The 15,466-nt window shown below is 70.3% G+C and carries 15 protein-coding genes and 2 pseudogenes; 9 read left to right on the top strand and 8 right to left on the bottom strand.

Annotated features, from left to right (window positions below; translation table 11 throughout):
• Positions 1 to 10: 10 nt before the first annotated feature.
• The 3 genes from OG538_RS20000 to OG538_RS19990 all read left to right on the top strand — a co-directional run bounded on the left by OG538_RS20000 (position 11) and on the right by OG538_RS19990 (position 3,373).
• Complete coding sequence (locus OG538_RS20000) at positions 11 to 409, top strand: VOC family protein (RefSeq protein WP_406095466.1); 399 nt, start codon at positions 11 to 13, stop codon at positions 407 to 409.
• A 145-nt stretch (positions 410 to 554) separates the two neighbouring features.
• Positions 555 to 1,520 carry an ROK family protein gene (locus tag OG538_RS19995; RefSeq protein ID WP_406095464.1) on the top strand — a complete coding sequence of 322 codons (966 nt, stop codon included), beginning with the start codon at positions 555 to 557 and terminating at the stop codon, positions 1,518 to 1,520.
• 503 nt (positions 1,521 to 2,023) lie between these two features.
• Positions 2,024 to 3,373: a cellulase family glycosylhydrolase gene (locus OG538_RS19990; protein ID WP_406100218.1), complete on the top strand. Its 1,350-nt coding sequence runs from the start codon at positions 2,024 to 2,026 to the stop codon at positions 3,371 to 3,373.
• A gap of 94 nt (positions 3,374 to 3,467) precedes the next feature.
• Here the strand turns inward: OG538_RS19990 and OG538_RS19985 are convergent, their stop codons facing one another.
• Both OG538_RS19985 and OG538_RS19980 read right to left on the bottom strand, forming a co-directional pair.
• The gene (locus OG538_RS19985; RefSeq protein ID WP_406095462.1) at positions 3,468 to 4,499 is read right to left on the bottom strand and encodes a LacI family DNA-binding transcriptional regulator; all 1,032 of its coding nucleotides are present in this window, start codon (positions 4,497 to 4,499) and stop codon (positions 3,468 to 3,470) included.
• Positions 4,496 to 4,693 (bottom strand): annotated as a pseudogene (locus OG538_RS19980) (hypothetical protein); the annotation flags it as partial. The gene OG538_RS19985 and the pseudogene OG538_RS19980, both read right to left, overlap by 4 nt.
• Positions 4,694 to 4,715: 22 nt before the next feature.
• On the opposite strand from OG538_RS19980, the pseudogene OG538_RS19975 reads away from it, so the two are divergent.
• Positions 4,716 to 5,354 (top strand): annotated as a pseudogene (locus tag OG538_RS19975) (carbohydrate ABC transporter permease); the annotation flags it as partial.
• A 182-nt stretch (positions 5,355 to 5,536) separates the two neighbouring features.
• On the opposite strand, the gene OG538_RS19970 reads toward OG538_RS19975, so the two are convergent.
• A complete protein-coding gene (locus tag OG538_RS19970) occupies positions 5,537 to 5,740 on the bottom strand; it encodes an acyl-CoA carboxylase subunit epsilon (protein WP_406095460.1) in 204 nt (67 codons plus the stop codon).
• Positions 5,741 to 5,748: 8 nt separating this feature from the next.
• A complete protein-coding gene (locus tag OG538_RS19965) occupies positions 5,749 to 7,356 on the bottom strand; it encodes an acyl-CoA carboxylase subunit beta (RefSeq protein ID WP_406095458.1) in 1,608 nt (535 codons plus the stop codon).
• Between the two features lie 320 nt (positions 7,357 to 7,676).
• On the opposite strand from OG538_RS19965, the gene OG538_RS19960 reads away from it, so the two are divergent.
• On the top strand, positions 7,677 to 7,919 hold the full coding sequence (locus OG538_RS19960) for a hypothetical protein (protein WP_406095456.1): 243 nt from the start codon (positions 7,677 to 7,679) through the stop codon (positions 7,917 to 7,919).
• A 348-nt stretch (positions 7,920 to 8,267) separates the two neighbouring features.
• Here the strand turns inward: OG538_RS19960 and OG538_RS19955 are convergent, their stop codons facing one another.
• From OG538_RS19955 to OG538_RS19945, 3 genes are all read right to left on the bottom strand, one after another.
• The gene (locus tag OG538_RS19955; RefSeq protein ID WP_406095454.1) at positions 8,268 to 8,720 is read right to left on the bottom strand and encodes a phospholipase; all 453 of its coding nucleotides are present in this window, start codon (positions 8,718 to 8,720) and stop codon (positions 8,268 to 8,270) included.
• 90 nt (positions 8,721 to 8,810) lie between these two features.
• Entirely contained in the window at positions 8,811 to 9,470 is a 660-nt protein-coding gene (locus OG538_RS19950) for a response regulator (RefSeq protein WP_406095452.1), read from the bottom strand.
• Complete coding sequence (locus OG538_RS19945; protein ID WP_406095450.1) at positions 9,443 to 10,732, bottom strand: sensor histidine kinase; 1,290 nt, start codon at positions 10,730 to 10,732, stop codon at positions 9,443 to 9,445. The genes OG538_RS19950 and OG538_RS19945 overlap by 28 nt, the downstream gene beginning before the upstream one ends.
• Before the next feature lie 151 nt (positions 10,733 to 10,883).
• Here OG538_RS19945 and OG538_RS19940 point away from each other — a divergent pair, with 151 nt between their 5' ends.
• Both OG538_RS19940 and OG538_RS19935 read left to right on the top strand, forming a co-directional pair.
• Positions 10,884 to 11,399 (top strand): DedA family protein, encoded by a 516-nt coding sequence (locus OG538_RS19940; RefSeq protein WP_406095448.1) that lies wholly within the window; start codon positions 10,884 to 10,886, stop codon positions 11,397 to 11,399.
• Positions 11,400 to 11,580: 181 nt separating this feature from the next.
• Positions 11,581 to 13,416: a BTAD domain-containing putative transcriptional regulator gene (locus tag OG538_RS19935; protein WP_406095447.1), complete on the top strand. Its 1,836-nt coding sequence runs from the start codon at positions 11,581 to 11,583 to the stop codon at positions 13,414 to 13,416.
• A 142-nt stretch (positions 13,417 to 13,558) separates the two neighbouring features.
• On the opposite strand, the gene OG538_RS19930 is transcribed toward OG538_RS19935, so the two are convergent.
• Positions 13,559 to 14,197 (bottom strand): sensor domain-containing protein, encoded by a 639-nt coding sequence (locus tag OG538_RS19930; protein WP_406095445.1) that lies wholly within the window; start codon positions 14,195 to 14,197, stop codon positions 13,559 to 13,561.
• 181 nt (positions 14,198 to 14,378) lie between these two features.
• Between OG538_RS19930 and OG538_RS19925 the strand changes: the two genes are divergently transcribed.
• Positions 14,379 to 14,633, top strand: a complete 255-nt coding sequence (locus tag OG538_RS19925) for a hypothetical protein (protein WP_406095443.1) — start codon at positions 14,379 to 14,381, stop codon at positions 14,631 to 14,633.
• Positions 14,634 to 14,734: 101 nt separating this feature from the next.
• Entirely contained in the window at positions 14,735 to 15,448 is a 714-nt protein-coding gene (locus tag OG538_RS19920; RefSeq protein ID WP_406095441.1) for a DUF4097 family beta strand repeat-containing protein, read from the top strand.
• Positions 15,449 to 15,466 lie beyond the last annotated feature (18 nt).

The following is a 15,466-nucleotide window of genomic DNA, read 5'->3' as shown; positions in this document are numbered from 1 at the left end:
GGAGAAGACCATGGATTTCGTCTCTGTCCGCATCATCACGGGCGACGTCGCCCGCCTCGTCGCCTTCTACGAGCGCGCCACCGGCGTGGCTGCCCAGTGGGCCACCGAGGACTTCGCCGAGCTGAGGACCGCTTCGGCCGCCCTCGCCATCGGCAGCACCCGGACCGTCCCCCTCTTCGCGCCCGGTTCCGCCCGCCCGGCCGAGAACCACAGCGTCATCCTCGAGTTCCTCGTCGACGACGTGGACAGCGTGTACGAGAACCTGACCGCCTTCGTGGAGGACTTCGTCAACGAGCCCACCACGATGCCCTGGGGGAACCGTGCACTCCTGTTCCGCGACCCCGACGGCAATCTCGTCAACTTCTTCACCCCCGTCACGCCGTCCGCCATCGAGAAGTTCGGCCGTTGACATGCCCTGCCGGCCAGGACGGACCCCCAGGGCTTTACTAAACCTTGACCTGAACTAAACGGTTTACTAGACAACGTTGTCACCACCCGCCAGAGTGTGCTCCGGAGCGAGAGGGACCCGCTTCCTTCACGAAAGGTGTGGTGACGTGACGGTGTACGGAGCACTGGACATCGGCGGCACGAAGATCGCCGGAGCGCTCGTGGACGACTCGGGCGCTCTGCTCGTACGCGCGCAAAGGCCCACTCCCGCCCAGAAGTCCGCCGGCGAGTTGATGGCGGCGGTGGCATCGGTCCTCGACGAACTGGCCGCCCATCCGGTGTGGGACGGGCTGACCTGTCTCGGCATCGCCAGTGCGGGTCCGGTCGACACCGCCGCGGGCACGGTCAGTCCGGTCAACATCCCGGCATGGCGGCACTTCCCGCTGACCGGGCAGGTGGCGGCTCATCCGCGGCTGCCCGCGGGGCTGCGCCCCGTACTGATCGGGGACGCCGTGGCCATGACCGCGGCGGAGCACTGGCTGGGCGCGGCGAAGGGGTCCGAGAACGCGCTGTGCATGGTGGTGTCCACCGGGGTGGGGGGCGGCCTGGTCCTCGGCGGCCGGCTCCACACCGGCAGGACGGGGAACGCGGGGCACATCGGGCACATCAGCGTCGATCTGGACGGTTCGATGTGCCCGTGCGGGGCTCCCGGATGTGTCGAGGGCTTCGCCAGCGGGACGGCCATCGCCGCGCACGCGCAGGCCGCCGGGTGGTCCGCGCCGGCCGGGGTCGCCCCGACGGCGGCGGCGGTCGCGGAGGCCGCGCGGGCGGGGGACGCCCGCGCGCTGGGCGCCTACGAGCGGGCGGCCCAGGCGCTCGCGGCAGCCATCTCCGCGACGGCGGCTCTCGTCGAACTCGATCTCGTGGTGATCGGAGGCGGCGTCGCGCAGGCCGGCGACACCCTCTTCGCCCCCCTGCGACGGCGGATGGCCGACTACGCGGTGCTTGACTTCACCCGCGGTCTGCCGATCGTGCCGGCGCGCCTGGCCCTGGACGCCGGACTCATCGGGGCGGCCGCCGTCGCCTCCGCGCAGATCGGCGCCCCCGCTCTCGCAGCCGGCCCGCGCCCGTGACCCGTCTCCGCTCTCCGCGCTTGGGCCTGCCGTAGGCGGGGCAACTGCGGGCCGAGCTGTTGACGGGCGCCCGTCCTGCAGTGATGTGACGCATCGTCACGGCACCCTCGACCATAAACCAGAGCTGAACTTAACCGGTTTGGTTCCAGCGGTTGTCTCTCCGTTCGAGTGCCCCTAATCTCTCATTCAGTCGCCTGAACACAAGGTGAACCGCCCATGCTCACCACCCATTTGAGCGCGCGCCTACCGGCCGTTCCCCGGCGATCAGTACATTCGTCGGCCGACCAGATCCGAAATTCATATCCGGTCGGCGAGGAACTCGCCCGTCCCGACGGTGTTCCTCTCCCTGCGATACGTCTCGCAGGACACGCGTTCACCGCGTCCTCGGAGGCGCTTCTCGGGGCGGAGGAAACCGCCACTCACGGCAGAGCGTGACGCGCGGGGCGGGAATCCGTTTCCGGTCCGTGGGCACGCCCCCACATTGGGAGCGACATATGAGAAGGATGCTGGCCACCGCTGCGGGAGCGCTTATGGCCGTCACCGCCGCCGTGCTCACCGCACCCCACGCGGCCCAGGCCGCGGAGGCGTCCACGGGGTTCCACGTCAGCGACGGCCGTCTGCTCGACGCCAACGACAACGACTTCGTCCTGCGCGGGGTCAACCAGGCACACACCTGGTACACGGCAAGGACGCCGCAGGCGCTCAAGGACATCAAGGCCCTCGGCGCCAACTCGGCGCGCGTGGTGCTGAGCACCGGCGACCAATGGACCAGGAACGACACCGCGGACGTCGCGGCCATCGTCGAGCAGTGCAAGGCCAGCCGCCTGGTCTGCGTTCTGGAGGCCCACGACACCACGGGCTACGGCGAAGCCGGCGCCGCGGTCCCCCTCGCGCGCGCGGTGGACTACTGGAAGGGCATCAAGAGCGCGGTCGAGGGGCAGGAGAAGTACATCATCCTGAACCTCGGTAACGAGCCGTACGGGAACACCGGTTACGAGAACTGGACCTCCGGCACCACCGATGCCATCAAGAGCATGCGGGCCGCAGGATTCAAGCACACCATCATGGTGGACGCCCCGAACTGGGGGCAGGACTGGTCCTTCACCATGCGGGACAATGCGGCAGGGGTATTCGCCGCCGATCCCGACAAGAACACCGTCTTCTCGATCCACATGTACGGCGTCTACGACACGGCCGCCGAAGTCCAGGATTACCTGAACCGGTTCGTTTCCAGGAAACTACCGATCGTCGTCGGCGAATTCGGTGACGCGCATTCGGACGGCAACCCGGACGAGGACGCGATCATGGCCACGGCCCAGCAGTTGGGTCTGGGCTACATGGGGTGGTCCTGGAGCGGCAACGGCGGCGGTGTCGAGTACCTGGACATGGCCACCGGTTTCGATGCCGGTCACCTGACCACCTGGGGTCAGCGCATCATCAACGGCGCCAACGGGATCAAGGCGACCGCGCACGAGGCCAGTGTGTACGGAAGTGGCGGCACCGGTGGCGGTGACGGAGAGGGCGGCGGCGACACCGGGGCCTGCCAGGTGACGTACAAGCTCAGCGACTGGGGCAGCACCTTCAACGCGGACGTCACCATCCGCAACACCGGCACCACCGCGGTCAAGGGATGGAAGCTCCAGTTCTCCTTTCCCGGCAGTCAGAAGGTCAACTCCGCCTGGAACGCGAGGGTGAGCCAGCAGGGGGCGGCGGTCACGGCCACGAACGAGTCCTGGACCGAGACCATCGCGGCGGGGGGTTCGGTGAGCTTCGGCCTCAACGGATCCTCCTCGTCGGCCAACAGCACCCCCGGGGCCTTCGCCCTCAACGGCTCCTCCTGCAGCAGGGTTTGACCAACCCCCGCACCCCCGTCGCCGGTTGCCTCACGTGCTGTGGCCTCCCCGCCCAGTTGGGTGGAGAGGCCACAGTGCCGGCCACGTGCGTCCCTCAACTCCGGGCGGGCGCCTGGGCGGTGGAGCCGCGCGGGGTGAGGGAGGGGGTCGGCACCTGCACGGAGCCCGTGTGCTGCCCCTCTATGACGGCGAACAGCGTGCGGGCCACCTGAGCCCCGAAGTTGTGCACGTCGTGGCTCATCGCCGACAGCGTGGGGTGGGTGATCCGGCACAGCTGCGAGTCGTCCCAGGCGAGGAGCGACACATCGTCGGGAACCACGAAGCCCATCTCGGCGGCGACCCCCGCCCCCGCCACGGCCATGATGTCGTTGTCGTAGACGATGGCCGTCGGACGGTCGGCGGACATCAGGAGGGAGCGGGTGGCCCTGGCTCCCTCGCTTCCGTCGAAGCCGGTCGCGATCTGACGGCCCTCCTCCAGCCCCAGCTCCCGCATCGTGGCCGCGAAGGCGGTGGCCCGGATGGCGCTGTGCCCGAGCCCGACCGGACCGCCGACGCGGGCGATGCGACGGTGTCCGAGCGCGGCCAGATAACGGACGGCTTCGGCCGCTGCGGTGGCGTCGTCGGTCCACACCGCGGGGAACGAACCGGTGAGGGACGGATGCCCGACGGCCACCGCCGGCAGCCCGATGGACTGCAGCGAGGGGACCCTCGGATCGTCCTCGTGGAAGTCCACCAGGATGGCGCCGGCGATCGTCTGGCTGCGCCACCAGGACTTGTACTGCTCGGTCTCCTCGTCGAGATCCCTCACCAGCCGCAGGAGAAGCGAGTGCGACCGGTCGGCCAGCACACTCTCGATGCCGGAGATGAAGTCCATGTAGAACGGTTCGAGTCCGAGCAGCCGGGCGGGACGGCACAGGGCCAGGCCGATGATGTCGACGCGCTGGCTGGAGAGGCTGCGCGCGGTGAGGTTCGGCGCCCAGCCCAGCTCCTTCGCGGCCTCGAAGATCCTCAGGCGGGTGGCCTCCGAGACGCCCGGCTTCTGGTTGAACGCCAGCGAGACGGCGCCCTTGGACACACCGGCGCGAGCGGCGACGTCCTTGATCGTCACACGTGCGGGACTGTTCACCTCGCGTCCGCGCAGAAGAGGGCCGACCGCGCCCTCTTCGCGTCCAGGGAGCCGCAGCCGGTCACGCGGAACCGGACCTGCTCGCCGGGCAGCAGCGTGCGCAGGCCCTGATCGGCCACGGCGTGCGGGTCGAGACGGTCGGCCTGAAGAAGGAGGTCTCTCAGCAGAGTGTGTGCGCTCACCACGACGTCGACTGTATCGCTCTTGCCCGCCACCGACGGCAAGATGGTCACCGCCTTGGGCGACACGGCGTTCATCCCGCTGTTCTCCATCACCGGCACGGTGATCATCGGCTCCATGACGGCACACGCCATCGGCCGCTTCCACTTCCCTGCCAGGAAGCTCGTCATGGGGCTCTTCCTGATCGCCACCCTGGTCCCGGCGGTGACCACCCGGGTGGTCGCCTTCCAGGTGGTCAACAGCTTCGGCCTGTTCGACACCCGATGGGGCTCGATCCTGCTGTACATGGGGACCGACATCGTCTCCATCTACATCTTCCTGCAGTTCATCCGGGGCATCCCGGTCTCACTCGACGAGGCGGCCCGTCTCGACGGCGCCAGCTCCTTCACCGTGTACCGGAAGGTCATCTTCCCTCTGCTCAAGCCGGCCATCGCCACCGTGGTCATCATCAAGGGGATCACCGTCTACAACGACTTCTACATCCCCTTCCTCTACATGCCGTCGGAAGACCTGGGCCCCGTCTCCACCGCCCTCTTCCGGTTCAAGGGCCCCATCGGTGCGCACTGGGAGAACATCTCGGCGGGAGCGATCCTCGTCATCCTGCCCACGCCGGCCATCTTCCTGTTCCTCCAGCGCTACATCTACAACGGCCGCGCCCAGGGCGCGACCAAGTAGCGGCGGAGACCGTGGTCGTGGCGCCGGGGGCCGGGTGAGCGCGGCGACTGCGCCGGCTGCGTCGCGCCTCCCCCGCGGAGAGGGCGTGTACGGGATTCCGTGCACGCCCTCTGCCGTGTCCGGGGGCGTGCGGGGCCACGGTAGGCCTCGGCCCCGCACGCTCCACCCGGCCGCTCCGCAGGTCAGCGGCGCCAGGCGCCGGGACCCCGGTAGGACGGGTGGGTCCAGTTCGGGCGGGGCGGGAGGGGTGTGGACGGGATGGACGGGTGGGACAGTCTCGCCCGGGTGAGCAGGACTGCCGTGAGTGCGGCCAGTTCGGTGGCGTCGGGGGCGCCGCGTTCCACGGTGAACAGGGGGTGCGCCGGATGGGGCGGGATGGTGGTCAATGCGTCTCCTATACAGGTGGGTTGCCGTGTTTGCGTTCCGGTACCGGGGCGTGCTTCGTGCGCAGCATGGCGAGTGAGCGGATGAGGAGCGCACGGGTCCGCGCGGGATCGATCACGTCGTCGACGAGGCCGCGTTCCGCCGCGTAGTAGGGGTGCATCAGCTGGGAGCGGTACTCCTCGATCAGCTGGGCACGGGTGGCCTCCGGGGTGGGTGAGGCGGCGATCTCGCGCCGGAACACGACGTTGGCCGCGCCTTCCGCGCCCATCACGGCGATCTCGTTCGAGGGCCAGGCGAAGGAGAGGTCGGAGCCGATCGAGCGGGAGTCCATGACGATGTAGGCGCCGCCGTACGCCTTGCGCAGGATCAGCTGGATCCGGGGCACCGTCGCGTTGCAGTACGCGTACAGGAGCTTCGCGCCGTGCCGGATGATGCCGCCGTGCTCCTGGTCGCGGCCCGGCAGGAAGCCCGGCACGTCGAGCAGGGTGATCAGGGGGACGGAGAAGGCGTCGCAGGTCTGCACGAAGCGGGCGGCCTTCTCGCTCGCCGCGATGTCGAGCACCCCTGCGAGTGACGACGGCTGGTTGGCGACGATGCCCACCACATGGCCGTCGAGCCGGGTCAGGGCGCACACCACATTGCCCGCCCACCGGGCGTGCACCTCCGTGTAGTCGCCGTCGTCGACTATCTCCGCGATGACGTCCCGGATGTCGTACGCGCGTGAGGGGTCGGCCGGGACCAGGTCGAGGAGCGCGTCGTTGCGGCGGTCGGCCGGGTCGTCGGTCGGTTCGTGGGGCGGGAGTTCGCGGTTGTTGGAGGGCAGCAGCGACAGCAGGTGCCGCACCTCCTCCAGGCAGGACTCCTCGTCGTCGTGGACGAAAGCTGCCACGCCCGTCGTGGTGGCGTGGACGTCGGAGCCCCCGAGGCCGTTGTGGTCGATCTCTTCGCCGGTCACGGCCTGCACCACGTCGGGTCCGGTGATGAACATCTGTGAGGTGCCGCGCACCATGAAGACGAAGTCCGTCAGTGCGGGGGAGTACGCGGCGCCTCCCGCGCACGGGCCCAGCATGACGCTGATCTGCGGGATCACCCCGGAGCAGCGGGCGTTGCGGCGGAAGATGCCGCCGTAGCCCGCGAGCGCGGTGACGCCTTCCTGGATGCGGGCGCCCGCCCCGTCGCACAGGGCCACCAGCGGGGCGCCCGCCGCCTCCGCGAGGTCCATCACCTTGTGGATCTTCTCGGCGTGGGCCTCGCCGAGCGCGCCGCCGAAGATGCGGAAGTCATGGGCGTACACGAAGACGGTACGGCCGTGGACCGTGCCCCAGCCGGTGACGACCCCGTCGGAGTACGGGCGCCTGTGCTCCAGGCCGAAGCCGACGGCCCGGTGCCGGCGCAGGGGTTCGACCTCGGTGAACGAATCCGTGTCGAAGAGCAGGGCGATCCGCTCGTGGGCCGTGAACTTCCCGCGTTCGTGCTGACGGGCCGTGGCCCGCTCGTCCGGCCCGCGCCGCGCCTGTTCGTGGCAACTGCGCAACTCGGCGGTGCGCGTGGCAAGATCCGGCCTTTCGGCGAGCCGGGGCAGCGGTGGGCCGGTGGCCGGCTCGGCGGCGAGGGTCATCTGAGTACTCCTCGGAAGAGTTCAGGTGTGCACGTAGGAACCAGCTGTAGGCCGTTCACCTTTACTTCTTCTACACAGAGGAAAGCGGAATGCCTCCGACCACCGAATCGGAATTGAGTGATCCGCTGTCAAGCTACTGCCAACGCAGCACCCTGACATGCGGCTGCCCTGGTGACAGGGGGGCGCGGGGGACAAGAATCTAATTCATCGGGGGGCGCTCACCGGCAACACGGAGGGCGTTCACGAAATTTCGAAGCGATATGCCGAATAATTCGGTGTCTCTTTTCGATGTCTCGGAAAACTATTCAGGGGGCTCTTTCATGAAGGTCAGCGTTCTGCGCAAGGGTTTCGTCGCCACAGCGGCCATCGCCATGGTGCTCGGTGTGCCGGCCGCGGGGGCGGTCGCACAGTCGGTGGCGGACGGGCCTGCACAGACGGTGGTGGCGGTGGGGGACCCGAGCTGGGACAGCGTGCAGCTGGACCCGAGCTGGGACAGCGTCGAAGAGGACCCCAGCTGGGACGGCACCACGCCGCTCCCGCCGGAGGACCCCAGCTGGGACTGACCCCGCCGCCTAGGCAGTCGTCGTACCGGCGAGGCCCGGCACCGAAGTATTCGGTGCCGGGCCTTTCGCCTGCCTGGCTGCCACGAGACGATCGAGCGGAAGTTACTTTCCAGTTATCGGTCACCATTCACCGGGAACTCACCATTCCGCGTCCCCGAATTCGACAATTCCTCAGGCGGCGGCTTTCGGGGAACAGTTCGGCGAGGACAGTGAATTGACCACTCTTTCCTTCGCGACGAAGTGCGGCGGTGAGCGGACTCCGCTCACCGCCGCACCGATCGGTGAGGGCGTCCCCGCACCGCGCGGAACCGGGCGTGGGGTGACCCGCCACCCACGCCCGGAGTCTTCCTAGCCGAGCTTGTCGACAGCCTGGTAGTAGGTCCAGGCGACGGCGTCGCAGGAGGTGCGCTTGACGCCCGAGTACGCCGTGCACGTCCGCTTGAGGTCTGCGTAGAGGGCGTCGTCCAGGCGCGCCTTGTTGGCGTCGAAGGAACCCGCGGCCTTGTAGTTGCGGTACGCGAAGTCGTGGCGCGCGCACGACATCTGGAACGGGAAGCCGAAGGGGTTGTCGGGCGAGGTGGTGCAGTAGTCCGTCGACCAGTCGAAGCCGTACGCACTCCAGGAACCCTGGTTGTTGCGCGCCGCAACCCAGGTGTTGTAGCTGCTCGCGCTGGTCTGGGTCCAACTGCTCAGCACCTGCGCCTTGTCGGCGGGAGCGGCCTGGGCGGGGGCGGCCGCGATGCCGAGGGCGAGCGGCACGGCGAGGGCGGCGGCGAGGGTCGTGGCGAAACGGCTGCGCATCGGGAGTCCTCCGGCGGGCTGTGGTGCCCGGCGCAGGTGCGCGGGGCGGGCACAGCCTGGCCGCGGGGGCTATGGCGCAGCCATATCGGATCAGGCCCGCAGGAACGCCAGAACCGCCAGGACCCGGCGGTGTGTCTCATCCGCCTGCGGGAGGTCGAGCTTCGCGAGGATGTTGCCGATGTGCTTGCCCACCGCCGCCTCGGAGACGACGAGTTGGCGCGCGACCGCGGTGTTGGACTTTCCCTCCGCCACCAGGGCCAGGACCTCGCGCTCGCGGGCCGTGAGGCGCTCCAGCGGGTCACGGCGGCGGCGCAGCAACTGCCGGACGACCTCCGGGTCGACGACCGTGCCGCCCCCGGCGACCTCCAGGAGGGCCGACTGGAACTCCTCGACCTGGCCGACCCGGTCCTTGAGCAGATAGCCGACGCCGGAGCCGTCCCCGGAGTCGAGGAGCTCGGAGGCGTAACTGCGCTGTACGTACTGGCTCAGTACCAGGACCGGCAGCGAGGGCCGGACCTCCCGCAGCCGCACCGCCGCGTGCAGCCCCTCGTGCTGGAAGTCCGGCGGCATCCGCACGTCGGTGACCACGATGTCGGGGGTGTGCTCCTCGACGGCGGCCACCAGTGCCTCCGCGTCACCGACCGCCGCGACCGCCTCGTGGCCGAAGCGGCCGAGCAGGCCGATGAGTCCTTCACGGAGCAGCACGCTGTCCTCGGCCAGGACTACACGGAGCGCTCGGTCGGCTCGCAAGGGATCTCCACACGCAGCAGGGTCGGACCGCCAGCAGGGCTGGACAGGGTCAGTCTGCCATCCAGCACCGACACCCGGTCCGCAAGACCCGTGAGTCCACTGCCCCGTTCGACGTCCGCACCGCCGCACCCGTCGTCCCGGACCTCGAAGACGAGCCATCCGTCCGCGTGCCGGCCGGTCACCTCGGCCCGCTGTGCCCCGCTGTGCTTGGCGACGTTCGCCAGTGCCTCGCAGACCACGAAGTAGGCGGCGGCCTCGACCGCTTCGGGCAGCCGCCTGGACAGGTCCACCGAGACGTCCACCGGGATGACCGACCGGTCGGCGGCGTCGGCGACGGCCGCTCCCACGCCGAAGTCGGCGAGGACCTTCGGATGGATGCCCTGGATCAGCTCCCGCAGCTCGGCCAGCGCCTTGCCCGCCTCGTCGTGGGCCTTGGCGAGCTGGTCGGCGAGTGCGCCGGGCGGGGCGTCGAGACGGGCCAGGCCGAGGGTCATGGTCAGGGCGACGATGCGCTGTTGGGCGCCGTCGTGCAGATCGCGTTCGATCCGCCGGCGCTCCGCCTCGAAGGCGTCGACCAACCGGACGCGGGAGCGCACGAGTTCGGTGACCTTCTCCCCCAGATCCGTCTCCACCGGGACCAGGAGCAGACGGGCCAGTTCGGCCCGGGCCACCGCCACAGCGCCGATCACATAGCCGCTGAGGCCGAAGAGCAGCAGGCCGACGACGGCGACGGCGAACGCCTCGGGCCAGCTGGTCGCCGTCCACATCTTCAGCACGGGCGCCTCCTCGCCGTCCCCGACCGTCGCCATCAGGGCCGGTGTCGCCACCAGCCCCAGCGGCACGACGAGCGCCATGGCGAACGCCAGCAGGTCGAACGGCCACAGCAATGTCGCGAACGCCAGCGTGTAACCGAGCTCCCGCCAGGTCGCCTGCTCACGGAACCGGGTGCGCCCCCAGGCCAGCAGCCCCGGCTCGTCCGGCACCCGGTGGGGCGTGGGAGCGGGCCGCCGGTCGACGAGGCGCAGCCGGCGCCGCTCCAGGGCCGCCACCGGCAGTCCGGACAGGGCGAGCAGCGCGAGCAGCGGAAGCCCGATGAGTACGACGGCCAGCGCACTGCCGAGCGCCGCCCCGAGCACGATCGCCACCAGCACCACGATGCCGACCGGGGCACTGCTGAGGAGGTAGCCGGCAGCCCGCCAGGGCCAGGCGGAGAACAGGTAGCCGGAGCGGGTCAGGGCCTGCCACACGTTGAGTGAGCGCATGGCCTCACCGTAGAAGGCGGTTCTCTGCCGGAGCCATCCCCCCAGACCGAGGGTCGGGGGTAGGGCCTGCCCTACCCCAGGACTCAGCCCAGTGGTCGTGATCCGCGCGCGCCCGCGGGGTTGGCTTGGAGGCGATGGAAGGGGGCCACAGATGATGGCCTGGCTGACCGACCACACGCTGGTGTTCGGGATCTGGGGGGTCCTGGCGGCCGTGCTGCTGCTACCCGCCCTGGAGGCGGCGCTGCCGCTGATCGGCGTGCTGCTCCCGGGACAGACCGCGGTGGTGATGGGCGGCGTGCTCGCGCACCACGGGCGGGTGCCCCTCGGATGGATCGTGGTCACCGCGCTGCTCGGTGCCGTGCTCGGCAACGGCCTCGGCTACGCGGCCGGGCGGCGCTGGAACACCTGGCTCCTGGACCGCGTCCCGCGCCGGCTGCTGCGGCCCCGCTCCACCGACCGCGCCCTGTCAGCCATCCAGCGCCACGGCGGCCGCGCGGTGTTCGTGGGGCGCTTCACCGCAGGGCTGCGCACCCTCGTACCGACGCTGTGCGGGGCCTGCGGAATGTCCGTGCGGTCCTATCTGACCTGGTCCGTTGTGAGCAGCGCCGTGTGGGCACCGACCTTCGTGCTCCTCGGCTACGGCATGGGCTTCAGCCCGGGTCTGTGAACGCGGGAGCGAACGTGCAGTGTCTTGCCACCGCAGCCTCTTGCCATCCGACGCTGATGACTTCCCAGGTCACGGGCTCGAAGAATGGTTCGACAGGAGGCTGCGGCAATCCAGCCGGCCCTTCCGACAGCAGTACACGGCAGTGAGTGGGGGACTCATGGATTTTCAACTTCTAGGTCCGGTGGAAGCCAGACAGGGCGAGCGGCGCATCTCCATGTCGGGGGCGAAGGTGCACACCGTGCTCGCCGCACTACTGCTCGCCCGCGGCAAGATCGTCACCGACGACCGGCTGAGTGCACTGCTGTGGGGCTGGGATCCGCCCGCCACGATGGGCGCTCAGATCTACACGTACATCTCGCGGCTGCGCAAGCTCCTCGGGGCCGACGTGGAACTGGTCCGCCGCCAGCCGGGATACCTCATCCTCACCAACGACGCGCGGCTCGACACCTCGGAGTTCGAGCGGCTGGGCCGGCTGGGCCGGGCGGCACTCGCCGAGCGACGCTACGAGGACGCGCACGAACTGCTGCGCGGGGCGCTGGACCTGTGGCGCGGCCCCGCGCTCGCCAACGTCACGACGTTCCTCTCGGACGCGGAACTGCCGCAGCTGGAGGAGGCGCGCACCACCATGCTGGAACACCGCGTCGAGGCGGACCTCGCGCTCTCCCGGCACCAGCAGCTCGTCCCGGAACTGACCGGCCTGGTGCTGGAGTTCCCGGTGCGCGAGCGGCTGCGCGCCCAGCTGATGACCGCGTTGTACCGGTGCGGCCGGCAGGCCGACGCGCTGTACGTCTACCGGCAGGGCCGGCGCACGCTCGCCGAGGAACTGGGCGTCGACCCCGGCGCCGACCTGAACGCCACCTACCAGGCGGTGCTCGAAGGCACCCTCGACCTGCCCCGGCCGCCGGCCTCGGTCCCGACGTCCGCGCCGCACGCGAACACCCCGCAGTACCCGGGCGGGCTGCCGTTCGCGTTCACGCCGCAGGTCGCGCCGCCCGCGATGCTGCCCGCCGACATCGCCGACTTCACGGGCCGGGAGCCCGAACTCTCCGTACTCCTCGATCAGCTGGCACCGCCGCCGGCCGGCCGGCAGCCCGTCTTCCGGCCGCAGCGCATGCTGATCACCGGTATGGCGGGGGTGGGCAAGACGGCGCTCGCCGTGCACGCCGCGCACGCCAGCGTCCAGCACTTCCCCGACGGGCAGCTGTACGCGAACCTGTGCCACGCGGACGGCACGCCCAAGGACCCGGCCGAGATCCTGGTACGACTGCTGCGCGCCCTCGGTGAGCCCGTCGCGGCGCTCGACGGGCCGCCGGCCGACCTGGACGAGCTGGTGCGCCTGTACCGCACCCGTACGGCGGGCAAGCGGCTGCTGATCCTCCTGGACAACGCGGCCGGCGACCTCCAGCTCGACCCCCTGCTGCCGGGCAGCGCCACGGCCGCGGTGCTCGTCACGGGGCGAGCCCGGCTGTGCGCCGTGTCCGGTTCGCACACCACCGCGTGCGCGCCCATGGAGCGGGGCGACTCCCTCGCCCTGCTCGCGGCGGTCGCCGGTGTGCGGCGGATCGCGGTCGAGCCCGAGGCGGCCTCCGCCATCGCGGACGCCTGCGGCGGACTGCCGCTGGCCCTGCGGGTCGCCGGTGCCCGCCTCGCGTCCCGGCCGCACTGGTCGGCCAGGCGCCTGGCGGACCGGCTCATGAAGGAGGAGACGCGTCTGCACGAACTGCGCTTCGGGGACCTCGACGTACGGCAGTCGGTGCTGTCCTCGATGCGCGGCTTCAGCGCACGGGAGCACGACCTTCTCGCCGAGCTGACGGCGCTCGGCCGCGGTGTGTTCCCCGCGGTCACCGCGGGGCTGCTCTTCGGGGTCCCGGAGCAGGTGGCGGAGGACTTCCTGGAGCGGCTGACCGATGTGTCCCTCCTGGAGATGGCGGGCGTGGACTCATCGGGGCTGCCGCAGTACCGCTTCCACGAGGTGGTGCTGATGTTCGCCCGCTCGCTCGCGGGGGCGCGCTGCTGAGCCCCGGCGGAGAGGGCTCGCAAGGTCCTGCCCGGGCAGGGTGCTGCCAGTTGACACGCCGGGCGCGCCACCGCGGCGCCCCGTTGAATGAATCAACGTGAGCGCCGCGGAAGGAGGCTGGCGGATGACACCCCGTGCCCGGTCAGGTCAGCAGCTTCCGCGCCACGCCGGCCCGGGCGCCGGCCACCACGGTCAGCGCGTAGGCCGCGACCGGCAGCAGCAGCAGCCCGAGGGCGGCGAGTGCCCAGGCCTGCGGATACGAGGTGACGGCCCACTGCTTCAGCGCCATGGTGGACTCGCCGCCGCCGTACGCGGCCAGCATGTACGGGGTGGCCATCAGGCCCACGGGAACGGTGAGCGCGAAGACCACGGCCAGCAGGTCCAGCGGCCACAGCACCGTGACGAACAGCAGCGTGTACGCCAGTTCGCGCCAGCTGGCGGCCTCGCCGATCCGCTGCCTGAACCAGGGGCCGATCCCCGGCTCCTGCGGATCCTCGTGCGGGGCGCGCAGGGCGTGGTGTCCGACCATCCCCAGCCGGCGCCGCTCGATCACGCCCATCGGGATGCCGGACAGCAGGGCCGCCAGCAGGAGCGGCACCCCCACGAGCACGACGGTGAGAGCGCCACCCACCGCGAACGCGGTGAGTATCGCGATCAGCCCGGCCAGGCCCACCGGCGTGCTGCTCAGCAGGTAGGCGGTCGCCCGCCACGGCCAGGACGAGAACAGGAACCCGGGGCGGCGGACCGCCACCCACACCGATTTCGTTTCCAGGATTGCCATGGCTCCACCGTAGAAATTCCCTACCCCCCGCGCCCAGCAGCCCAGTTCTACTTCCGGGGTATGCCTGGCCCTACCCCGAAGACTCTGTTCCGCCGCAATGTGCCGGACCCCCGACTCACGGTTTTGTTGTGTCAGCAGTCGGAGCGCCGCAGCGGCGGGGCCAAGTCACTTGGGAGTCCACATGTCGACGGTCGCGAACACCCAGAGCTATGTCGAGACGTGCCCGCAGCGTTCGCTGGTGGCCGGGCGTCTGCCGGCCGGCGGCGCCGCGCCGACCGTGGTGTTCACGGGTCCGCTCCCCGGCACCGGGACCACACGTTCCGTCGTCCGGGCCCAGGTCCTCGGCGGCGTGTGGGTCGCCCAGACCCCGGGCTCCTTCTCCCACGCCTCCTACCGCGAGGGCGGCCGGTCCGTGAACCGCCGCCCTCTCTCCTAGGACCGCTCGTTCGGATCATGCCTGATCCCGACGAGGGGCCCTGGCCCCGCAACCGCGCAGACCTGAAGTCGTCCCGAGCACCGAAAGAAGAAGAGGCCATCATGAAGCTCCGCACCCGCCACCTGTCCGTCGCCGTCCTCGCCCTCTCCGCCGCCGTACTCGCCACCGGCTGCGAGCCCGGTGAGGAGGGATCCAAGAACAAGAGCACCTCGTACGACGTGACCGGGAAGGTGTCGGCACTGGACGTGCGCACCCCGGGCGGCGACATCAAGATCGTCGCCGGTGACGGCAGCACGGTACGGGTCACCGAGAAGGTGTCGTACAGCGGTGACAAGCCGAAGACGGAGCACACCACGCGGGGCGGCACCCTGGTGCTGGCGCCCGGGGACGGCTGCGCCAAGGACGGCGGGGCCTCCACGTGCAAGGTGGACTACACCCTGGAGGTGCCGAAGTCCCTCGCGGCGGTCCTGGAGAGCAAGGGCGGGGACGTCACGGTGTCCGGGCTCGCCGGCGCTCTTGAGGTGAAGTCCGGTGGGGGCAAGGTCACCGCGGACCGGATCACCGCCAAGCGGTTCACCGTCGACGGGAACGGCGGCGCGATCGAGGCCAGCTTCGCGGCGGCACCGGACACCGTGGACATCGACACCCGGGCCGGCAACGTGTCGGTGCAGGTGCCCTCCGCCGAGGCGTACGCGGTGAAGGCCACCAGCAACGGTGGCTCGTCGAAGGTCGACATCAAGACCGACCCCGCGTCCACCCGCAAGATCACGCTGCACACGGACGGCGGCAACGTGAAGCTGAGCGCCGCGGGCTGAGCCCCACGGCACCCCACC

The organism is Streptomyces sp. NBC_01013, from assembly GCF_045162765.1.
Taxonomy (GTDB): domain Bacteria; phylum Actinomycetota; class Actinomycetes; order Streptomycetales; family Streptomycetaceae; genus Streptomyces.
This window is presented reverse-complemented; position numbering and strand designations above follow the sequence as displayed.

Bases quoted from the DNA above. Each gene is read 5' to 3' on its own strand.
- OG538_RS19920 (WP_406095441.1), top strand. From the start codon at position 14,735: ATGAAGCTCCGCACCCGCCACCTGTCCGTCGCCGTCCTCGCCCTCTCC.
- OG538_RS19990 (WP_406100218.1), top strand. From the start codon at position 2,024: ATGCTGGCCACCGCTGCGGGAGCGCTTATGGCCGTCACCGCCGCCGTG.
- OG538_RS19965 (WP_406095458.1), bottom strand. From the start codon at position 7,356: ATGACCCTCGCCGCCGAGCCGGCCACCGGCCCACCGCTGCCCCGGCTC.
- OG538_RS20000 (WP_406095466.1), top strand. From the start codon at position 11: ATGGATTTCGTCTCTGTCCGCATCATCACGGGCGACGTCGCCCGCCTC.
- OG538_RS19955 (WP_406095454.1), bottom strand. From the start codon at position 8,720: ATGCGCAGCCGTTTCGCCACGACCCTCGCCGCCGCCCTCGCCGTGCCG.
- OG538_RS19940 (WP_406095448.1), top strand. From the start codon at position 10,884: ATGATGGCCTGGCTGACCGACCACACGCTGGTGTTCGGGATCTGGGGG.
- OG538_RS19960 (WP_406095456.1), top strand. From the start codon at position 7,677: ATGAAGGTCAGCGTTCTGCGCAAGGGTTTCGTCGCCACAGCGGCCATC.
- OG538_RS19930 (WP_406095445.1), bottom strand. From the start codon at position 14,197: ATGGCAATCCTGGAAACGAAATCGGTGTGGGTGGCGGTCCGCCGCCCC.
- OG538_RS19925 (WP_406095443.1), top strand. From the start codon at position 14,379: ATGTCGACGGTCGCGAACACCCAGAGCTATGTCGAGACGTGCCCGCAG.
- OG538_RS19945 (WP_406095450.1), bottom strand. From the start codon at position 10,732: ATGCGCTCACTCAACGTGTGGCAGGCCCTGACCCGCTCCGGCTACCTG.